Here is a 20,461-nt window from a genome sequence, read left to right as displayed (position 1 = left end):
TCGTGCGTGAGCGGTCTACGGCTGCTCGCCGAGCTGGATGAGCTTCTCGACCGCCGCGGTCAGACGCTCGTCGGCCGCGCCGTACGCGGCCCAGTCGCCCTGCTCGAGCGCCGCCTGGCGATCGAGCATCGCCTGCTGGGCGTCCTGGAGCGCCGCCTGGTACTCATCGGTCGGCTCGCTCGGCGTCGTCGGCTCGGTCGGCGTCGGCTCCGGAGTCGGCGCCGGCGTGGCGCCCGGCGTCGGTTGCACGTCGGTATCACCCGCGTCGGCGCCGGAATCCCCGCCGAACAGCGTGTCGAGGGCCTCGTTCAGCGTGTCTTCGAAGGCGATCTTGTCGCCGAACGAGACCAGCACCTTCTGCAGCTTGGGCAGCTTCGTACCCGTCGACGATTGCACGAACACCGGCTGGACGTACAGCAGGCCGCCGCCGACCGGCAGGGTGAGCAGGTTGCCGTTGAGCACCTCGGACTGTCCCTGTTTCAGCAGGTTGATCTGCGCCGAGATCTGCGGATCAGAGTTGAACGTGTTCTGCACCTGGCCAGGACCGGGCACCGTCGTCTCGGCGTCGATCACCAGCATCCGGAGCTTTCCGTAGTCCTCGCTCTTGACGCCCGCTTCGCTTCCGGCGTTCGAGTCCACCGCGAGGTAGCCCATCAGGACGTTTCTGGTGTTGCCTGCCGTCGCCGCCGGGATGAACGAGGTGAACATCGAGTACGTCGGCTGATCCTGGTCGGGCATCTGCATCGTCAGGTAGTAGGGCGGCTGCAGCGCCGTCTCTTCCTGCGGGTCGTTCGGCGTCTGCCAGCGGTTGTCGCTCTGGTAGAACGAGCGCGCGTCGTCGACGTGATAGACCCCGAGGATCGTGCGCTGCACCTTGAACAGATCGGTCGGGTACCGCACGTGGCTGATCAGGTCGGCCGACATGTCGCTGATCGGCTTGATCGTCGACGGGTAGACCTTCTGCCACGACTCCAGCACCGGGTCGCTCTCGTCCCACGCGTACAGGGTGACCGATCCGTCGTATGCGTCGACGGTCGCCTTCACCGAGTTGCGGATGTAGTTGATGTCGTCGAGGGCGAAGCGCGGAGCGGGGTTGCTCGAGTCCGAGATCGCCGACGTCAGGCTCACGGTCGACGAGTACGGGTAGTTGGCGCTCAGCGTGTAGCCGTCGATGATCCACACGATCCGCCCATCCACGACGCTGGGGTATGCATCGTTGTCGAGCGTCAGGTAAGGAGCCACCTTCTGGACGCGATCGCGCGGGTTGCGGTCGTAGAGGATCTGCGAGTCCTCGTTGACGTAGTCGGAGAACAGGATCTGCTCGGCCTGGAACTTGAGCGCATAGATGAGCCTGTTGAAGACGTTGCCCAGGCTCGGCCCGCCTTCGCCGTCGAATGTCGTCTTCGTCTCGCCCGAGCCGTCCTCACCCGACGGGTAGTCGAGCTCGACCGGCTCCGACCCCTCCGGTGCCCCGACGATGGAGTACGTCGGCGAATACTCGCCGAAGTACACCCGCGGCTGGAAGTCCTCGCGGTCGGAGAGGAACCCCGCGGCGGGGATGCCGCGCTCGAGGAACACGGGGTCGCCCTCGTTCGTGCGGTCGTTGCCCTTCGCGGCGACGAGGCCGTAGCCGTGCGTGTAGACGACGGCGGAGTTCTGCCAGTCGGCGGCGTTGCCGAGCTGCGCGAGGTTCAGCTCGCGCACCGACACCACGGTGTCCTGCGCGACCCCGTCGATGTCGTAACGGTCGACGTCCAGCGGGTCGGCGAACTGGTAGTACGACCGGTACTGCTCGAGCTGGCGCACGTTCGGCGAGATGATCGCGGGGTCCATGATGCGGACCTGGGCGGTGGTGGCCGCGTCGTCACGCAGCTGGCCGGCCTCGACATCGGTCACGGCCGTGAAGTCCTGCTGGTCGAGGTTGTCGACGCCGTATGCCTCGTGCGTCATGTCGACGTTGCGCTGGTAGTAGTCCTCTTCGAGGGCGAAGCGGTTCGGCTGCACCTGGAAGGTGTTGACGACCCACGGGTAGCCGACGCCGACGACGATCGCCGACACGACGAGCAGAGCGGTCGCGATGAGCGGGTAGCGCCAGCGGCCGATGATCGCGGTCACGAAGAACAGGATGGCGACGATGACGGCCGCGAAGGCGAGGATCGTCTGGCCGGGGATGATCGCGTTGACACCGGTGTATCCGGGGCCCGTGATGCGATCCCCCGGCTCGACGAGCGTCTTGTACCGGTCGAGCCACAGGCTCGCGCCCTGCACCAGCAGGTAGAGTCCCGCGGTCACCGCGAGCTGGATGCGGGCCGACTTGGAGATCCGCAGCTCGCGCTGACCGATGCGCACCGAGCCGTAGAGGTACGAGACCAGCGCGGTGACGAGCAGGCAGATCAGCAGGACCGCCGACACGAAGCCGATGAGCGAGCTCCAGAACGGCATCGCGAACATGTAGAAGCCGGTGTCGAGCCCGAACTCGGGGTCGGTCGTCTCGGTGGCGACGCCGTTGAACCACAGCCACGTGGTCTCCCACTGCGCAGAGGCGGCGAAGCCGGCGAAGAATCCGAAGAAGATCGGGATGCCCCACATCGCGAGCCGGCGCAGCGGCTCGACGACCTCCTGGTAGCGGTCGAGCTGCGAGCTCAGCCGTGCGTAGACGGGGCGCAGCCGGTAGGCGAGCTGGATGGAGAGCCACACCGGCACCGCCATCCCGAGGAAGCCGACCGCGAACATCACGACCCGCGCGACCCACTGGGTGAGCAGCACCTCCGAGAACCCGAGCTGGTCGTACCAGAGCCAGTCCGCGTAGAGGCTGGCGAAGATGAAGAAGGCCACCACGAGCGCGGCGATGATCGCCAGGGTGATGGCGATGACGCGTCTGGTGCGAGAAGGTGTGGCCGGAGTCGGCGCAGAGGTCGTGGTCACGTTCCCATCCTAGGCGCGCGATTCACGGCGGCCGCCTTGTCCTGGCTGGGCGAACTCTAAGAAACTCGCAACGTTTCGGGCACGATCCGCACGCTCACTTCAGCGTGCAGGTCGGCAGCGCATCGAGATCGCCGTCCGAGCTCACCGCGTCGAGCACCGCCAGCGCATCGTCGAGATCCTCGACCGAGAACACGCGCAGATCTCCCGGGATGTGACCGACGACCTCGTCGCAGTTCGCCTCGGGAGCGAGGAACCACTGGGCGCCGGCATCGAGCGCACCCCACATCTTCTGACGGATGCCGCCGATCGGCCCGACCTCGCCGTCGGCGGTGATCGTGCCCGTGCCGGCGACCTGCTGCCCGCCGTTGAGCTCACCCGGGGTGAGCGTGTCGATGATCCCGAGCGCGAACATCATGCCGGCGCTGGGTCCGCCGACGTTGTTCAGCTGAATGGTGACGTCGATCGGGAAGTCGTAGTCCGTCGTGAGGTTGACCCCGAGGATCCAGGTCGTCTTGCCCTCCTCGTCGGTGGTCTCCTTCGGGGTGACCGCCACCGTCTGCTGCTCACCGTCGCGCTCGATGAGCAGTTCGACGGGAGCTCCCTCCCCCTCGTTGATGATCGAGCGCAGGGTTGCGACATCCGTGAGCTCCTCGCCGTTGGCCTCCAGGATGAGGTCGCCCTGCTCGAGGATCCCCTCGGCGGCGGCGCCGTCGACGACCGAGAACACCGCGAGGGTCCCCCCCACGTCGTAGCCGAGCTCGGTCAGAGCAGCGGCCGTCGCCTCGTGCTGGGAGTCCACCATCATCTGGGCGCTCTCCTCATTGCGCTCCTCGGTGGTCTGGTCCTCGGGGAAGATCGCGTCGATCGGCATGACGGCCCGGCTCGGGTCGAACCACGCCATGGCGAGCTCGAACCACGACGGCGTGTGCTCGCGATTGCCCTGCACCTGCACGGTGAGGAGGTCGAGCGATCCGTCGGTCGGGTAGGTCTCGGCGCCCTCGACCGAGATCAGCGGCACCTCCTCGCCGTCGGCGTTCTGCGCCGTGCCGAGCGTGTCGTACACCGGACCCGGGCGCTGGATGACGTAGGAGGTCGGCAGGAACGTGATGACGAGGAGCACCACCATCGCGACGGCGAGCGCCCATACGCCGGCCAGTGTTCGGCGGGACATCCGCGGCCGCGGGGCGGGCTCGATCGTCGTGTTCTCGTCGAACAGGGCCACGCGGGACCTCTCTTCCGTGCCTTGTCGGTGATGCGCCTGGTCGTTCGCGACCGGCGTAAGGCGTTCGGGGTCCTTGCCGGGGAGTGCGACGGATGCTGCGACTAGCGTAGAACGCAACCTCATCGACCGGCTGAAAGGCGGCTGAAGTGGCAGACGACGTCACTGGCGGGGGCGACCCCAGCCCCGAGGACGACTTCCAGGAGCTCATCCGTCAGCTGTTCGGCGGCGCGGGGGGCGATTTCGACCCCGAGCAGCTGTCGCGGCTGTCGGGCATGAACATCGACCCCGCGATGATGCAGGCGGTCATGCGCCAGCTGCAAGGCGCTTTCGAGGGCGCCGACGAGACGGGCATCTCGTGGGACATGGCGAAGCGTCAGGCGCTGCACATCGCCAACCAGGAGGGCCTGGGTGTGACCGCGGGCCAGCGCACGGACCTCGACCAGGCTTTCTCCCTGGCGACGCTGTGGCTGAGCGAGGCGACCACGATCTCGGAGCTGCCGGCTCCTCCGTCGACGCTCACGCGCGGCGCCTGGGTCGAGGCGACGCTGCCCGTCTGGCAGGAGCTCGCCGCCCCCGTCGCCACGAGCATCGCCGACGCGCTCACATCAGCACTGAGCGCGCAGGCGCCCGAAGACATGCAGGGACTCGTGCAGGGCGCCGGGCGCCTCATGCGCACGGTCGGCGGTTCGCTCTTCGCATCGCAGCTCGGTCAGGTGGTCGGCAACCTGTCCAAGGAGGTCGTGAGCGGCGGCGACGTCGGCATCCCGCTCATGCCCGACGGCGAGGCCGCGATCCTTCCCCAGAACTTCGCCGACTTCGGGCGCGACCTCGAGGTGCCCGAAGACCAGCTCGCGCTGTACGTCGCGACGCGCGAGCTCGCGCACGCGCGCCTCTTCCGTCACGCGCGCTGGCTGCGCCTGCACGTGATCTCGCAGGTCACCGACTTCGCGCGGGGCGTGCACGTCGACACGGACGCCCTCGAGGATCTCGCCACGCGCTTCGACCCGTCCGAGCCCGAGGAACTCCGCCGCGCGATCGAGAGCGGCGCGCTGCTGCCTGCCCGCTCCGAGGCCCAGGAGGCCGCCCTCGCACGCCTGGAGAATCTCCTCGCGACCGTCGAGGGCTGGGTCGAGGTCGTCACAGAGGACGCGACCTCGCGACTCCCCGCGGCACAGCGCATCTCGGAGGCCGTTCGCCGTCGCCGCGCCGTCGGCGGCCCCGCCGAGCGGGCGCTGGGCTCGCTCGTCGGCCTCGAGATCCGCCCGCGTCGCATGCGTGAGGCCGCCGCGATGTGGCGCGCCGTGACGGATGCTGTGGGCCCTGCCGCGCGCGACGCGCTGTGGGACTACCCCGACCTCATGCCGAGCGCGACCGACATCGACGATCCCGCGGCGCTCGTCGCCCGCCTCGAGTCCCGCGCCCGCGGCGAGGAGCCGGTGCGCGACGAGATGGACGACGCACTGGCTCGCCTCCTCGCGGGCGAGGAGCCCGGCGGATCGGCCGCGGACGAGGCATCCGATCCCCCCTCCGAGTCCGACGGGCCCGGCGACGAAGGCGAGAGCGGCGCGCCCGACGACCACCGGCCCGTGTAAGCGGCGGGCCGGGGTCGGGTCGCCGGTTCCTCCCCAGGCCGTCGTGGCTCCGCGAAGACGCCGCGCGGCCTGTGGATACCCGTTGCGCACCCCGGACTTCCGACAGGATCGGGCGCATGCTGCGACTCGACCCCTCGTATCCTCCGGTGTGGCGGACCGACTCGACGCTCCAATTCGGCGCCGACCCGGTCGCGGTCCTCGACGATCCGCACCCCTGGCAGCAGCGCCTGCTCCGCGAGCTGGAGCGCGGCATCCCCGACGGCGCCGCGGTCCCCTTCGCGCAGGCGCTCGGTGCTCCGGACGCGTCCTCCGCGTCGCGGTTCCTGTCGCGCATCCGCCGCGCACTCATGACGGACGCCGCGGCACCTCCCCGTGTCACGATCCAGTGCGCCGAGGATGTGCCCGACCGTCATCGTGACGCGGTCGCCGCGGGCCTCGCCGCAGAGGGGTACGACGTCCATACCGCTCACCGCTTCGACGGCATCGGCGGCGCCGGCACGGATGCCGCGGCCGTCGTGTTCCTCGTGCACCGCGTCGTTGCGCCCGGCGCAGCCGCCGCCCTCATGGGCGCCGACCTCGATCATGTTCCGATCGCGCTCACCGGCTCGGGAGCGGAGGTCGGACCCTTCGTGGAGCCGGGCCGCAGCGCATGCCTCGCCTGCGTCGCGGCTCACCGTCGCGACAGCGATCCCACCTGGCCCGCTGTCGCCGCGCAGCTGCTCGGGCGCCCTGTCGAGAGTGAGCCCTCGGTGCTGTGGGAGGCGGGGATGGTGGCCGGACGCCTCATCGCGGAGCGCGCGCGGAACCCCTCGGCCGGCCGGACCCGGTCGGTGACCCTGCGCGCCGGCTCGCTGCATCGGCACGTGCGGTCGCACCTCCCGCACGCAGAGTGCCGTTGCCGATCTCTCGGAGGAACCGCGACGGCTGCCGCTCCCGTACGCCTCGAGCCCACGACAGCGACAGCGTTCGCCCGGCCCGCGTGATGCCGACGTACGCAAGGCGCCGCTCTTCGTCGACCTGCTCGAACGTCGTGGCGTACGAGATCGGAAGAAGGCCTTCCGCCACGCCGACGAGGTGCACGTGCTCCCATTCCAGGCCTTTGGCCGCGTGCAATGTCGCAAGCGTCACCGTGCGCCTCGCAGGCTCGTCGTGCGCTTTGGCGCGGGCTGTGAGCTCGTCTGCGAATGCCCGGAGGGTGGTCCCCTCGGGCGCCTCCTGGGCGAGACGCAGCAGAGCCGCTCGGGCCTCCCATGCGTCGCGGAGCGCGCCGCCGGCCTCCGGCGGCTCGTCCGTGAGGCCCCGCGAGCGCAGGATGTCGCGCACGGTGTCGACGAACCCGCTCTCGATGGGCGCGACCGAGGCCGCACGCAGCTCCATGACGGCCTGCCGCACCTCGGGCATGTCGAAGAAGCGGCGGCCGCCGAGCACCGTCGTCGCGATCCCCGCATCCGAGAGGGCTGCGACGAGCTCCGCGGACTGCGCATGTGCGCGGTAGAGCACCGCGATGTGGCGCGGGTCCGCGCCCTCGGCGATCTGCGCGGTGATCCGCGCGGCCACCGCGCGCGCCTCGTCTCGGTCGTCATCGAACGCGGTCACCGTCGGGACCGGGGCCGAGTCGGCATCGGCGTCGCGGTCGGCGGCCGCGGAGAGGTGCAACGCGCCAGGACGCCCTCGCATCAGCTCATTCGCGACCGCCAGGATCGGAGCATCCGATCGATAGTTCGTCTCGAGGCGCACGACGCGGGCGCCTTCGAAGCGCGAGGCGAAATCGAGGAGGTACGCCGCATCGGCGCCGGCGAACGAATAGATGGTCTGGCTCGCGTCGCCGACGACGCAGAGGTCGCGCCGGTCTCCCAGCCACAGCTCGAGCAGACGGTTCTGCAGGGGCGAGACGTCCTGGAACTCGTCGACGGTGAAGTGTCGGTACTGCTCGCGAACGGCCTTGGCGACCTGCGGCTCGGCCTCGAGCATGCCGGCGCAGGCGAGCAGCACGTCCTCGAAGTCGAGCTGGCGGCGCTCGTCCTTGAGCTTCTCGTAGGCGTGCTGGAGCGCCATCACGCGCTCGATCCCCAGGCGACCGACGCCGTTGGGGCGTGCCGCCGCGTACGCGTCGACGCTCAGCATCGAGACCTTGCGCCATTCGATCTCGGAGGCGACGTCGCGCAGCGTCGCCACGTCGGGCGCGAGTCCGATCCCGTCGGCTGCGTGGGCGAGCAACCTCACCTTGTTGTCGACGATGCCCGGCGCGGTGTCGCCCGCGAGCGTCGGCCAGAAGAAGTTGAGCTGCGCGAGCGCGGCCGCGTGGAACGTGCGGGCCGACACCCCGCCGACGCCCATCGCCCGCAGACGCCCTCGCATCTCACCGGCGGCCTTGGTCGTGAAGGTCACCGCCATGACGCGGCCGGGCGAGTACGCGCCGGTGTCGACGCCGTGGGCGATGCGGTGCGTGATGACGCGGGTCTTGCCGGTGCCCGCGCCGGCCAGCACCGCGACGGGTCCGCGCAGGGCGGTCGCCGCCTCGAGCTGATGCTCGTCCAGCCCCGCGAGGGCGCTCACGCCCGCCCCGCGTGCCAGTCGGCGATGAGCCGGTGCGCGATGGACGCCCGCCCGGGAAGCACGACGTCGCCCTCGCCGGCGAGCGCCCGGCCGATCTCGTCGCGTGTGAACCAGCGGACCGCGGCGATCTCCTCGCCGTCGGCACGCGCCGCCGCATCGTCGCGGGACTCGGCGAGGAAGCCGACCATGAGCGAGCGCGGGTACGGCCATGCCTGGGACCCACGGTAGGTCAGCGCTCCGACCTCGATGCCGGACTCCTCTGCCACCTCGCGGCGCACGGCCGCCTCGAGCGACTCGCCGGCCTCGACGAAGCCTGCGAAGCACGAGAACCGGTCGGCACCCCACAGGGCGTTCGAGCCGAGGAGCAGCAGATCGGAGTCCGCCGTGCTCGTGATCGCGACGATCACCGCGGGATCGGTGCGCGGGAAGTGCTGCCGCCCGCAGTTCGGGCAGCGGCGCGACCAGCCCGCGTCACCGAGGATCGTGCGGGTGCCGCACGCCGGGCAGAACGGCGCATCGACGAGCCAGCGTCCGAGGCTCAGCGCCTGAACGAACGCGCCGGCGTCGCGGGGCGACAGCAGCGCCCCCACCGCGCGCAGGCCCGCCCAGCCCGCCGGGGCGGCGAACAGATCGTCGTCCTGCGACGCGAACACGGCGGCGAGCAGGGCTGCGCCGTCGTCCTCACGCCCGAGGAAGGCCCACTCGGCCCCCGCCGGCACGTCCGCCGGGGCGCACCATTCGAGGGCGTCCGGGGCGGCGAGCGGGGCGGAGTCGCCGACCACGACGAGCACGCGGGACGCGGCATCCGTCTTCGCCGTCTCGAGGAGGTCGGGAATCAGCCGCTCATCGGCCGCGCGATCGAGTCCGGGGTACGCCAGCGGATTGAGGCTGGTGCTGTCGGGCGCCGTCATCGAACATGCTCCGCTTCGTCGTTCTGGGCCGGGCGTGGCGCGGGGACGGACGAGCGCGACCGACCTACCCTGGGCACATGGCACGCTCACCCCTCACTCTAGCCGCGTCGGTCACGTCGGCTCTCCCGCGGGTCGGCGTCGTCGGAGTCGGCGCCCTCACCGAGGGAGCGGCCGGCCGATTCGACGCGGCGGTCGCCGATCTCGACGATGGGCGGCGCGTGGTCGTACGCGTCCCTGCCGATGCGTCGTCCGCTCCCGAACTCGCTGCGGAAGTGCGCGCGCTGCGCGCGCTGACCCCCGGCGTGAGGGGCCTGCTCCCCTTCCGCGCGCCTGAGCTCCTCGGCGAGACGGGCCTCGGCGACACGCGTGTCGTCGTCGTCGACTTCCTTCCCGGCTACCGCGTCGATGCGGCGCATCTGCCGCCCGGGCGCGGCGCGGCGACCTCGCTCGGTGCCGCACTCGCGGCGCTTCACGCGCTTCCGCATTCGATCGTCAAGAGCGAGGGCCTGCCGGCACGCACGCCGCAGCAGGTGCGCGCCGACGTCACACGAATGATCGAACGCGCCGTCGCGACCCGCCGACTGCCGGTGAGCCTGGCCGAGCGCTGGCACCGCGCTGTCGACGCCGACGACCTGTGGCGCTTCGAGTCCGCCGTTGTGCTCGGCGGCGCGGGGGCCGCCTCATTCCTGTTCGAGGACCTCGACGGCATTCCCACCGTGACCGGACTGCTCGAGTGGCACGGGCTGTCGATCGGTGACCCCGCGACCGACCTGCAGTGGCTCGCATCGGCCCCCGACGCCGCCGACGACGTCTACGCCGCCTACGTCGCCGGCAGCGGCCGCGCTCCCGACGCCCGATCGCGCGAGCGCGCGCGCCTGTACGCCGAGCTCGAGTTCGCGAAGTGGCTCGTGCACGGCCACGACGCCGATCGCGACGACATCGTCGCCGACGCCGTCGAGCTGCTCGACTCCCTCGCCGGCGGGGTCGCGGGCGACGACATCCTCTCGCCGGCCGCACTCGACGTCGACGACGCGATCGCCCTCCTCGAGCGCACGCCCGGCGCGAGCGCGCCGACCATCGACACGTCGATGCAGACCGATGCGTACGACCCGGAAGAGCTGGCGCAGTGGGTCGCCGACGAGGATGACGCGCGACGCGAGACGGGGCCGGTGCCACCCGCTCCGGAGTCCTTCGACACGCAGGAGATCACCGCCGAGGAGCTCGCCGCCTTCCGGCCGGTCCATCTCGACCCGGCCGCGGTGGAGTTGCCCGCGATCCACCCGGACGACGACCTCTCCACCGCGCCCATCACGCTGCCGACGGGCGCCGCCACGAACGGGTCCCGTTCCCGCGCCGACGGCAGCGACGGCGGTCTGGATGCCGCGGCCGAGGCGGAGCGCGCGTCCGAGGCGGCGCTGCGCCGCTGGATGGCCGACTGAGCCGACGCCGCGACATCGCGCGGCCCGGACCTGGTCCGGCGTCGGAGGCTCAGCTTCGCAGGATGATGTCCTCGGCGACGTAGTAGAGCGCGACATCGATCTCGTCGAGCGGCACGCCGTGCTTCGAGTGATAAGCCTGCCGGTACAGCTCGAGCTGCAGCATCCGTTCGTCCTTCTCGGCCGGGGTGCGCGGCGCGGCGCCGGTCTTCCAGTCGACGATCTCGATGCGCCCGCCGCGATCGTCGCGCCGGTACACGGCATCGAGCTTGCAGATCACGATGTGCGGCAAGCCGTCGGGGCCGATGGTCGTGAAGTCGATCTCGGTCTCGACCTCGATCGGCTGGAGCCCGGCCCACTCCGAGGCGAGGAAGCGCTCGCGCAGGGCCGCCAGCGCGGCGGCGTCCTCGACCGAGGCCTCCGTCCCAGGGAGGTCCTCGTCCGTCTCCCACAGCGCGTCATCGAGCGAGCCGCCGAGTCCTGCGCGCCCCGAGCGCTGTTCGACCCAGGCGTGGAACAGCGTGCCGAGGCGGGTCTGGCGGAAGGGGCGCTCGGGCATCGGCCGGGCGATGCCGGCGAGAGTGCCCTCGAGGTCGGCCACGTACTCCTTGTAGCGCGACGCCGCGATGCGCGTCGGCGCGGTGTGCACCGGGCGCGCACGGCGCGCCTCCCGCTCGGCGAGCAGCAGCGCCGCCTGGGCATCGATCTGCGCACGCGGTGCGCGCAGCGCGGCTTCGACCGCGTCCGCGGCGCCGGCCACCGCCGCCCTGCGGGCGCCCAGCGGATCGATCGGCCACTGGAGCACGCGCCGCTCCCCCTGGTACGGATCGTCGCCGGGCTCGTCGTCGGAGAGCGGCACTCCGAGCGCCTCGGCGATCTCGGCCAAGAACGTGCTGCGGGTGCGCGGGCGCTTGGTGCCCGACCACGTCGCACCGGTGAGCAGCAGGTGATCACGGGCGCGGGTGACGGCGACGTACGCCAGCCGGCGATCCTCTTCGAGCTGCCGAGCCCGGTTCGCCTCGACGAACGTCTCGATCGCCTCCTTGAGATCCTGCTGCGTCTCGGCTGACTGCCAGCCGAGCGCCGGCAGCCAGGCCGAATCGCCGCGGAACGCGTACGGCAGGACGCCGAAGCCCAGCCACGCCTTCGTGTCACGGGGTGCGCTGGGCAGCTCGTCCTTGACGAGCCGCACGACGGCGACGGCATCCCACTCGAGCCCCTTGGATCCGTGGATCGTCAGCAGCTGCACGACGTCGTCCTCGGGCGGCTCGGTGCGCGGCGCGAACTCATCGAGCTGCTCGGCGTGGTCGAGCCATGCGAGCAGGCTCGACAGCGACCCGGTCTCGTCGGCGGCGAGGAACGCGTGCACCTCGTCGACGAACGCCCGCAGCTGCGCCGAGGCGATGCGCGCGGGGCCGCGTGACTCGTTCGCGGCGAGCTCGATGTCGAGCCGCAGCTCGAGCTCGATCAGCCGCACCAGCTCGGGGATCGGCATGCCGCTCGCCTGACGGAGTCCCGCGAAGACGGATGCCGCGTCGCGCAGTCGCTCCCGCGCCTCGGGTGTGAAGCCCTCGAGCCAGCCGTGATCCGGCTTCTGCCGCAGCACGAAGTCGAGGGCATCGACGAGCGACCCGTCGTCGTCGCCCGCGCTGCCCTGGATGCGCTCGACCACTTCTGGTGCGAGGGGCTGCAGCGCGGTGTCGTGGCGTGCAAGGCGGCGGGACAGCGCCGCGAGCTCGCGCAGGTCGGGCAGCCCGATCGCCCACCGGGGCCCCGACAGCAGCCGGATGAGCGCGGAGCCGGCAGAGGGGTCGCTGATGACTCGCAGCGCGCAGACGACGTCGACCACCTCGGGTGTCGACAGCAGGCCGCCGAGTCCGAGGATGCGGTGCGGGATACCGCGGCGCCCGAGGGCGTCTCCGAAGCGCACCATGTGCTTCTTGCTGCGGAACAGGATCGCGCCCGTGGTCGACCGACCGCCGTCGGCACGCTCGGCGCGCACCCGTGCGAACCAGTCCGCGACGCGGTCGGCCTCGGTGTCGAGGTCTCCGTCGAAGCCGAGCTCGACCATGCCGGCGGGCGCTCCCGGCCGCGGCTGCAGCTCGCCGACGGCGACGGAGGCGGATGCGGCGAGCGGCGCGAGCACGGCGTTGGCCGCTGTGAGCACCGCGGCGCTGTTGCGCCAGCTCGTGAGGAGCGAATACTGCGCGCATGCCGCGCCCGGCGCGAAGGCCGATGAGAAACCGCCGAGGTTTCCGGCGCTGGCCCCGCGCCAGCCGTAGATCGCCTGGTGCGGATCGCCGACCGCCATCACCCCGGTGCCGGCGAAGAGGGTGGCCAGCAGGTCGGTCTGCACGACGGAGGTGTCCTGGTACTCGTCGAGCAGGACGACGCGGTACCGGTCGCGCAGCTCGTCGGCGACCGCGCGGTGGCTCGCGACGACCTCCAGCGCACCGGCGACCTGATCGGAGAAGTCGATGACGCCGAGACGGAGCTTCTCCGCGGCGTACTCGCGCGCGAGGTCGGCGAGCAGCGCGAGCGCATCGACGCGGTCTGCCGCGTCGGACACGTCGGCGTACACGGTGGTGCGCCGATTCGTCGACGGCAGCTCCCGTACCGCGCGGAAGCGCTCGGGGAACGCAGCCAGCGCGTCGAAGTCGACGAGATTGTCGACGCCGTCCCGCGCGATCCGCAGGGCCGCGTCGACGATCGTGCGCACCGCCTCGCCGCGCTCCTCGAGGCGCGGGTCGTCGGAGGCGAACACCACGCGACGCATGAGGAGCCACGCCGCGGACTCCGAGAGGACGGCGGCCTCGGCATCGCGTCCGATCCGGAGCGCGTGCTCGCGCACGATCTGGTCGGCGAAGCTGTTGTAGGTCGCGACGCTCGGCCGGCGCAGCAGCGCGTCGTCGACGGAATCCTGCGGAACGGCGTCCACCGTCTGCGCGAGCGCGTCGAGCAGACGGTGGCGCTCCGCGGTCGCCCGCGCCCCCTCGGCGCCGGACCGCTCGAGCTCGCCGAACACGTCGAGCCGCCCCTCGCCCGCGAGCGCGGGCAGCGCCGGCAGCAGGCCGCGGCGCTCAAACTCCGCCAGGCGTGCGAGGCGTTTCTGGATGCGCTCCGCGAGCTCGCCCGCGGCCTTGCGGGTGAACGTGAGGCCGAGCACCTCGTCGCGGCGGACGATGCCGTTCGCCACCAGCCACACGACACGTGCCGCCATGGTCTCGGTCTTGCCGCTGCCCGCCCCGGCGACGACGAGGGCGGGCGCCAGGGGTGCCTCGATCACCGCGATCTGCTCGTCGGTCGGCGGGAACTGTCCGAGTGCGGACGCGATCACGCGCGCCGACAGGAGCGGAGTCGGGGACACGGATGCCGGGGCCACCGGCTGCGCATTCACTCCCTGCACGATGGTCATGAGGCGCTCACCGCGCCGACGGTGTGGATCCGGCACAGCCCGTAGGAGTGCTCGTCGCGGCAGTGCTCCTCGTACGGTGCGGTGAAGCTCTCACCGCGCATGACGGCGACGGCCGTGCGGATCCGGCCGACGAACGCGTCACGGCGCTCATCGTCGAACGGCGGCTGCCACGGGGTGACGTAGTCGGACCTGGTCGCGGTCGGCCGCAGCACGAGGAGCTTCGCGCCACCGGGCGCGTGGCCGTTCGCCGCCGGGATCGCACCCGACTCGAACGCCAGCTGGTACGCACCCAGCTGTGGGTTGTCGAGCACCTTGGCGTCGGTCTGCGGCTCGCGCTTGCCGGTCTTGAGATCCATGATGACGACGGTCCCCTCCGGCGTGAGCTCGACGCGATCGATGTAGCCCGACAGGATCACGCGGTGCTCGGAAGCCTCGGGGACGGCCGGGGCCGTCTCGTCCTCCAGCGGGATCACGACCTCGAAGTGCGGCTCGGCGCCGATCAGCGTGCCGCCCGCGTCGTCGAAGCGTCGCAGGTAGAGGTGCAGGCGCCGCACCAGGTCGCGTGCACGGGTCTGCTCGGCGCGGTCGCGCCATGCCGCCTCGAACGTCAGCTCGCCCCAGCGCGACTCGACCTCGGCCCACAGCGCCGCTTCATCGTGACCGGCCGCGTGCTCGAGCGCCGCGTGGATGATCGTGCCGAGGCCGGCGGTCGTGCCGCCGGGGTCGCCGCCGAGATCGGCGATGACCCAGTTGAGCTCGCACTCCTCCAGGGTGTGCAGCCGGGAGGGCGAGACGCGGACGTCCTCTCTCGAGAGGTCGCGCAGCGGGCCGGTCGATGTCGGCCCCGAGACGCCGTACCATTCGCGCGGCGACGCACCCGGCACCCCGGCGTCCGCCAGCAGCGCGAGCTGTTCGGCGGCGCGCGCCGCGGGCGCGGCGAGCGGACCGGGGGCGCCGGCCGCGCGTGGACCGGCGGCGGTGAGGGTGCGCCGGTGCCGCGCCACGAGACCGCGAAGGGACACCGGGTGGTCCAGCTCGAAGGGCTCCGGGTCGGGCAGCAGCTCGAAGAACACGCTCGGGCCCGTGTCGTCGTCATCGACGGCCGTCACGGTCACGCGGGCCGTCGCCCGTGACAGCGCGCGCGCGAGCAGGCGGAGTTCGTCGTGCAACGCCGCCCGGCGGCGGTCGAACGCACCGAGCGCCTCACCGTCAGCACGGGTGGCCGCGTCTGCGAGACGCCACGTGTCGAGAAGGCTGCCGCGCAGTCTCGTGTTCGGCCAGACACCGTCCTGCACGCCGGCCACGACCACCGTGTCGAACTCGAGTCCGAGTGCGCCGGCAGGCGTCATGACACGCACGCTGTCGTTGCGCATCGGCGCTTCGAGACGGTCCTCGGCGACGCCGCTGTCGAGGATCGACCGCACGAACACGCGTGGATCGGCGTCGAGCGAGCGCTCGACGAATCGCTTCGCGGCCTGGAACAGCGCGACGAGGGCGTCGAGATCGCGGTGCGCCTGCTCTGCCATTGGACCGTTGCCGCGCGCGAGCTCGCCCCATGCGCGCTCGAGTCCGCTGCGGTCCCACGCGGTCCAGAGCAGCTCGTGCGCCGTGGCACCGCGGTCGAGGTCGTCGCGCAGCACCTGGAGCGTGCGCGCCAGCGACGCCGCGCGCCGGGCCTCGCGAGTGTCGAGCAGGTCGAACTCGAGCGGCTGGCGCATCGCTGAGAGCACGAGGTCGCGGCCCGAGCGCTCGGGGACGCCCTCACCATCGCCGCCCTCCGCGGCTGCCGTGGTGCCCGAGTCCTGCGCCGCGCTCTTGATGATCCGGCGCAGCTCGGCGTGCCGCAGTGCCGAGCGCAGCCGGCGGAGCTCGATGACGTCGAGTCGTCCGTACGTTCCGACGAGCGCCGCCGAAACCTCTTCGAACGTCCACTCGTCGCGCGACGCGAGCTCGATGAGCCGCAGCAGGTCGGCCACAGGCCGCACGGCGCCGAGCGCGCGCCCCGGTCCGCTCGAGCGCGCCGGCACCTCCCGCGCCGACAGCTCCGCCTCGAGCGCCGCGACCTGCCGCGTGTCGTGCGCGATGACCGCGCAGCCGCTCCACGGCACGCCGTCATGCACGTGGCGCTCGCGGAGCACCCGCGCGATGGCGTCGTACTCCTCGGCCGCGGAGCGCAGGGTCAGCACCCGCACGGAGTCGTCAGCCTCGGCGCCCGATGCCGCACCGCGGTGGGCCACGACGCCGACCGCGCCGATGCGCTGAGTGACGCGACCGACCAGGTCGCGCTGCCACGCGCTCCCGCGATGGCCTGCGGTGAGCACGTGCACGGCACCCAGGGATGCCGCCAGGCGGGCGAAGTTCTCCGGCGTCGCGCCGCGGAACGATCCCGACCCGACATCGGGGTCGCCGAAGGCGAGCACGGCGGCACCCCGGGCGCGCACCGCCTCCAGCATCTCGACTCCGCCCAGGGTGAGTTCCTGCGCGTCGTCGACCATGACGACGCGCACCCGGTCGACAGCAGGGCTTCCGGCCGGCGCCGTGCGCAGCAGTCCGACCGCTTCGCGGACCAGACCCGCGGCGTCCCGGTGCGCCCCGCGCATGGCGCCCCTCACCTGGAGGTACTCGCCGAAGAACGACGACAGCGACACCCAGGCCGGCAGTTCGTGATGCTCGCCGAGCTCGCGGAGGCGGCGCGGCTCGATGCCGAGGGTGGTGCACTCGGCGAGGAACGTGCGCACCTCCGTGCGGAACCCGGCCGTGCCGCGGATCGCCGGGCCCAGCCAGTCCGGCCAGCGCACGGCCCCGGCCGCCTCGTCCTCGTCGTCGCCCTCGAGCAGATCGCGGATGATCTGGTCCTCGTCGGCGCCGGTGAGAAGCTGTGGCGGGTCCGCGTCCGCCGCGACGGCGTGCGCCCGCACGATCTGAAAGGCGTACGAGGCGACCGACCGCGCGAGCGGCCCCGTCGTCGCGACCCCGACCGCGAGGCCCAGGCGGTCGCGAAGCGCCGTCGCGGTCTGACGCGACGGGGTGAGAACGAGCACGGCATCTGGATCCACGCCGGCCCGGATCACGGCGGCCACGCGCGCGATCAGCGTCTCGGTCTTGCCGGTGCCGGGCGCGCCCACCACGACCCCCGACGCCTCCGGCGGCAGCGCCAGCACCGTCTGCTGCGCCGCGTCCGGGGTCCACGCCGCACGATCCGCCCTGCCCGAAGTCACCCTCCGACGCTAGCGCGAGGGGGCGACATCGAGCGTTCGCCCAGAGCGTTCCGGCGACGGGCGGATGGCCCCGCACGGTGTCGTAGAGTTGCCATGCGTCCGGGGAGCCCTCAGCCTGTCCGCCAGGAGCAGCCCTCAGCCATCTGGCACACAACTATCGCCCCGCGCAGGAGGTCAGTCACGTGGAGATCCGCATCGGCATCGCGAACACCGGCCGCGAGCTCAACTTCGAGACGAACGAGCCGGCGGCAGACGTGAAGAAGTCCGTCGCCGCGGCGCTCGACGCCGGCGCCACGCACGTCACGTTCGCCGACGCGAAGGGGAACTCGTACATCGTCCCGACCGCGGGCCTCGCGTACATCGAACTCGGCTCCGAGGAGTCGCGCCGCGTCGGCTTCGTCGCCTGAGCGGACCCCCGACATGCAGATCCTCATCGCGTTCATCGTCGGCGCGGTCGTCGGCATCGGCATCCACTTCCAGCTGCACCAGCGCCTGACGCGCGGGGTCGTCGTGGCACCCATGATCGGCGCCGTGTCGGCCGGTGCGGCGTGGTCGATCCTGACGTGGCTCGGCGTGGGGATCGACACGCCGTGGCCGTGGCTCGCGGCACTCATCGTCCCGATCGTGGTCACCTACCCGGCGATCACCCTCATCTCGCGCGCTCGCGTCGCCCACGACGCACGCGAGAAGGCGCGCCTCGGCATCGGCTGATGACGCTCGGCTGATGACGCACGGCTGAGCGGGGCCCCGACGCCCGCCGCCCCCGCGGCACGCAGCATCCGTCCGGCGCGTCAGGCCGCCAGGCCCATGGCGTCCATGCGGCGCGAGTGCGCTGCCATGAGCTCGGTGAAGACGGGCTCCACCTTCTCCTCCGCCACCGGGCCGAGGTCGGTCGGCCGCAGCGCGGCGCGGGCGATGAGCAGGGTGTCGCCGACGAGGCGGCGCCCCCAGAGCGCCAGCAGCGATTTCCATTCCGGGTCGCTCGCGATGGCCTGGGAGATCAGCTCGACGATGGCCTGGCGGTCGTCATCGGCCTGAAGGATGCGGGCGACGCGGTCGCCGGTCTCCCCGTAGCTCGCCGACAGGGCCAGGTAGAAGTCGTCGAGCATGCCGGCGGTGATGTGCACCGAGAGCATCGTCTCCTGCGTGCGCACGCCGTGCGTGGCCGCCCGGAAGGCATCCAGCGGCTCGCGGAACGGACGCATGATCTCGGTGGGGTCGTCGCCGCGCTCGCGGATCAGCGCGACGAGCGCCTCGTGCTTGGTGAGGGCCGCGCCGGCGGCACGGGACACCGCCTCCTTCTCGCCCAGCTCGGGGATCGACTGGATGAGCTCGGTGAGCGTCTCGAAGAAGCCGAGCTGCAGATAGGCCGCCTGGCCGAGGAACGTGTCGATGTCCGGAGCGAGCTCCTCGAAGTCGACGCGATTGCCGCCGCTCAGCTCGTCACGCGAGCGCAGCTGCAGCTTGCGCCCCGTGTCGCGACGCTGCCAGAACCACTTCACCATGCACGAAAGCCTACGAGGGACACCGCCTCCACGCTCGCGCCGGGGTCCTCCGGTATCGTGGGTGTCGGCCCCGGCGTCGGATCGGGGCGCCCGCGCCTGTGGGAAAGAAGGGCGTGGATCGCTTTTCCGCCCGCGTGGCGACCTCGCAGAGGCCTCGGACGCGCCAGGGCATGAACCCAGGCAGCATCCCACTGCCGGACAGGCACACATCGTGACGACCTTCGCCGAACTCGGCGTTGATCAGGACATCGTCGACGCGCTCTCCACAAAGGGCATCGTCGACGCATTCCCCATCCAGGAGCAGACCATCCCCCTGGGCCTTCCCGGCCAGGACATCATCGGCCAGGCCAAGACCGGCACCGGCAAGACGTTCGGCTTCGGCATCCCCGTCGTCCAGCGCCTCGGCGCCGACCCGGCACACGGCGTCAAGGCGCTCATCGTCGTCCCGACCCGCGAGCTCGCGGTGCAGGTCTACGAAGACATGGACATGCTGACCTCCAACCGCTCGACGAGCGTCGTCGCCATCTACGGCGGCAAGGCGTACGAGGGTCAGATCGACCAGCTCAAGGCCGGTGCGCAGATCGTCGTCGGCACCCCGGGTCGCCTCATCGACCTCAACAACCAGCGCCTGCTGGACCTCTCGAACGCGACCGAGGTCGTGCTCGACGAGGCCGACAAGATGCTCGACCTCGGATTCCTCCCCGACATCGAGAAGATCTTCTCGAAGGTCCCGGCGATCCGGCACACGCAGCTCTTCTCGGCGACCATGCCCGGGCCGATCGTCGCGCTCGCCCGCCGCTTCATGTCGAACCCGATCCACATCCGTGCGACCGATCCCGACGAGGGCCTCACGCAGGCGAACATCCGCCACCTCGTGTACCGCGCGCACTCGCTCGACAAGGACGAGGTCATCGCCCGCATCCTGCAGGCCGACGGACGCGGCAAGACGGTGATCTTCACGCGCACCAAGCGCGCCGCGCAGAGGCTCGTGGACGAGCTGAACGACCGCGGCTTCAACGCGGGCGCGGTCCATGGCGACATGAGCCAGGAGTCGCGCGAGCGCTCGATGGCGGGCTTCAAGGCCGGCAAGAAGGACGTCCTCATCGCGACCGACGTCGCCGCGCGCGGCATCGACGTCGACGACGTCACGCACGTCATCAACCACACGATCCCCGACGACGAGAAGACGTACCTGCACCGCGCCGGCCGCACCGGCCGCGCGGGCAAGACCGGCATCGCGGTCACCTTCGTCGACTGGGAGGACCTGCACAAGTGGGCCCTCATCAACCGCGCCCTCGAGTTCGGCCAGCCCGAGCCCGTCGAGACCTACTCGTCGAGCCCGCACCTGTTCTCGGACCTCGACATCCCCGCGGGAACGAAGGGCCGCATCGTGACGGCCCCGAAGACCCAGGCGGTCCGGGTCCAGCCCGAGAGCGCGGCGGATGCTGCCGCCGAGGTCGAGGCGAACGGCCAGGCTCCGCGAAGCCGGCGTCGCCGTCGACGCTCGGGCTCGTCCGAGCGGGTCGGCTCCACCTTCCAGACCGCCGATGCGGGTGCCGCCGGATCGCCGGAGCACGGCACGCCGGCGAACGCCGACGGCGACCGCTCCACCGATGGGGGCGGGACCCACGACGGCGGCGGCAAGGAGCACCACGACGGCAAGCCCGCCCCGCGGCGCCGC

General features: G+C 71.6%; 12 protein-coding genes. 5 read left to right on the top strand and 7 right to left on the bottom strand.

Annotation, left to right across the window (positions count from 1 at the left end):
• Positions 1–15: 15 nt before the first annotated feature.
• Together AC3A46_RS16510 and AC3A46_RS16505 are read right to left on the bottom strand one after the other, a co-directional pair.
• Positions 16–2,925, bottom strand: a complete 2,910-nt coding sequence (locus tag AC3A46_RS16510; RefSeq protein ID WP_487666173.1) for a UPF0182 family membrane protein — start codon at positions 2,923–2,925, stop codon at positions 16–18.
• A gap of 94 nt (positions 2,926–3,019) precedes the next feature.
• Entirely contained in the window at positions 3,020–4,147 is a 1,128-nt protein-coding gene (locus AC3A46_RS16505; protein WP_487666172.1) for a YlbL family protein, read from the bottom strand.
• A 146-nt stretch (positions 4,148–4,293) separates the two neighbouring features.
• Between AC3A46_RS16505 and AC3A46_RS16500 the strand changes: the two genes are divergently transcribed.
• Positions 4,294–5,739, top strand: coding sequence for a zinc-dependent metalloprotease (locus tag AC3A46_RS16500; RefSeq protein ID WP_487666171.1), 1,446 nt, complete (start codon positions 4,294–4,296; stop codon positions 5,737–5,739).
• 783 nt (positions 5,740–6,522) lie between these two features.
• On the opposite strand, the gene AC3A46_RS16495 is transcribed toward AC3A46_RS16500, so the two are convergent.
• Positions 6,523–8,295, bottom strand: a complete 1,773-nt coding sequence (locus tag AC3A46_RS16495) for an ATP-dependent helicase (protein ID WP_487666170.1) — start codon at positions 8,293–8,295, stop codon at positions 6,523–6,525.
• Positions 8,292–9,206 carry an NAD(+) diphosphatase gene (gene nudC / locus AC3A46_RS16490; protein ID WP_487666169.1) on the bottom strand — a complete coding sequence of 305 codons (915 nt, stop codon included), beginning with the start codon at positions 9,204–9,206 and terminating at the stop codon, positions 8,292–8,294. Before nudC ends, AC3A46_RS16495 begins: the two co-directional genes overlap by 4 nt.
• A gap of 77 nt (positions 9,207–9,283) precedes the next feature.
• Here nudC and AC3A46_RS16485 point away from each other — a divergent pair, with 77 nt between their 5' ends.
• Positions 9,284–10,645: a phosphotransferase gene (locus AC3A46_RS16485; protein WP_487666168.1), complete on the top strand. Its 1,362-nt coding sequence runs from the start codon at positions 9,284–9,286 to the stop codon at positions 10,643–10,645.
• Positions 10,646–10,694: 49 nt separating this feature from the next.
• On the opposite strand, the gene AC3A46_RS16480 is transcribed toward AC3A46_RS16485, so the two are convergent.
• Both AC3A46_RS16480 and AC3A46_RS16475 read right to left on the bottom strand, forming a co-directional pair.
• The gene (locus tag AC3A46_RS16480) at positions 10,695–14,057 is read right to left on the bottom strand and encodes an ATP-dependent DNA helicase (protein WP_487666167.1); all 3,363 of its coding nucleotides are present in this window, start codon (positions 14,055–14,057) and stop codon (positions 10,695–10,697) included.
• Complete coding sequence (locus tag AC3A46_RS16475; RefSeq protein ID WP_487666166.1) at positions 14,054–17,275, bottom strand: PD-(D/E)XK nuclease family protein; 3,222 nt, start codon at positions 17,273–17,275, stop codon at positions 14,054–14,056. Before AC3A46_RS16475 ends, AC3A46_RS16480 begins: the two co-directional genes overlap by 4 nt.
• Positions 17,276–17,457: 182 nt before the next feature.
• Between AC3A46_RS16475 and AC3A46_RS16470 the strand changes: the two genes are divergently transcribed.
• Both AC3A46_RS16470 and AC3A46_RS16465 read left to right on the top strand, forming a co-directional pair.
• Entirely contained in the window at positions 17,458–17,682 is a 225-nt protein-coding gene (locus AC3A46_RS16470; protein ID WP_045296833.1) for a DUF3107 domain-containing protein, read from the top strand.
• 13 nt (positions 17,683–17,695) lie between these two features.
• Positions 17,696–17,986, top strand: coding sequence for a hypothetical protein (locus tag AC3A46_RS16465; RefSeq protein WP_487666165.1), 291 nt, complete (start codon positions 17,696–17,698; stop codon positions 17,984–17,986).
• Positions 17,987–18,066: 80 nt separating this feature from the next.
• Here the strand turns inward: AC3A46_RS16465 and AC3A46_RS16460 are convergent, their stop codons facing one another.
• Positions 18,067–18,780 carry a ferritin-like fold-containing protein gene (locus AC3A46_RS16460; RefSeq protein ID WP_487666164.1) on the bottom strand — a complete coding sequence of 238 codons (714 nt, stop codon included), beginning with the start codon at positions 18,778–18,780 and terminating at the stop codon, positions 18,067–18,069.
• 211 nt (positions 18,781–18,991) lie between these two features.
• Here AC3A46_RS16460 and AC3A46_RS16455 point away from each other — a divergent pair.
• The coding region (locus AC3A46_RS16455; RefSeq protein ID WP_487666163.1) for a DEAD/DEAH box helicase at positions 18,992–20,461 on the top strand (1,470 nt) is incomplete at its 3' end.

This window comes from Microbacterium sp. Soil_C_42 (genome assembly GCF_057656735.1).
The sequence above is the reverse complement of the archived record's forward strand: the minus strand, read 5'-3'. Positions and strand labels throughout refer to the sequence as shown.

Bases quoted from the DNA above. Each gene is read 5' to 3' on its own strand.
- nudC (WP_487666169.1), bottom strand. From the start codon at position 9,206: ATGACGGCGCCCGACAGCACCAGCCTCAATCCGCTGGCGTACCCCGGA.
- AC3A46_RS16465 (WP_487666165.1), top strand. From the start codon at position 17,696: ATGCAGATCCTCATCGCGTTCATCGTCGGCGCGGTCGTCGGCATCGGC.
- AC3A46_RS16485 (WP_487666168.1), top strand. From the start codon at position 9,284: ATGGCACGCTCACCCCTCACTCTAGCCGCGTCGGTCACGTCGGCTCTC.
- AC3A46_RS16460 (WP_487666164.1), bottom strand. From the start codon at position 18,780: ATGGTGAAGTGGTTCTGGCAGCGTCGCGACACGGGGCGCAAGCTGCAG.
- AC3A46_RS16480 (WP_487666167.1), bottom strand. From the start codon at position 14,057: ATGACCATCGTGCAGGGAGTGAATGCGCAGCCGGTGGCCCCGGCATCC.